General features: G+C 44.6%; 1 pseudogene. It reads right to left on the minus strand.

The features are described 5' to 3' along the window. Positions 1-15: 15 nt before the first annotated feature. A pseudogene (locus EYW48_RS21390) lies at positions 16-567 on the minus strand (IS982 family transposase); the annotation flags it as partial.

The raw sequence follows: 567 nt of genomic DNA on the forward strand, positions 1-567 counted from the left end.
TAACCTGAGATCGGTTTAAGCAATCGCCATGAGCCCCGTCTTTTCGGTACTTGTGATATTTAGAGATGGCTTTTCTGGTTTTAAACAGTAAGCGATGAGTCCGCCAAGCAAGTTCAACATGAAACCATGTAGGCTTCTATGGCGGGAATGCTCTATCCCAAGCGGCTATAACCTTGGGTTTCATATTTTTACGGTGAGTAGTAATAAGAGTCACGCCATCGGCTTTTAGGTCTTCAGTCAATGCCTGACTTATATAGCCCTTGTCTGCATAAAGTCTGTCGAATAACCCTTTTGACAGCTCACGAACAGGCTTTCTATCATCGGTGTTTGCAGGTGTCAGTTTGGCGGCGACTATATCACCAAGATGGTTAGTAATAATGTGAAGTTTAAAGCCGTAAAACCAGCCCATTGTTCCTTTCCCTCTTGCCGCAGAGCCTTTGAAGACCTTATGCCGTGGTATGCGCAAGTTATGACACACTTTAATGCTCGTTGAGTCGATGAACTCAATGCCAGTCGGCTCTCCCTTCACATGAGTGAAGAAAGAACTTAAGGGTATGAGAACAGAAG

The organism is Vibrio sp. 1180_3 (assembly GCF_029478545.1).
Classification (GTDB): domain Bacteria; phylum Pseudomonadota; class Gammaproteobacteria; order Enterobacterales; family Vibrionaceae; genus Vibrio; species Vibrio aestuarianus.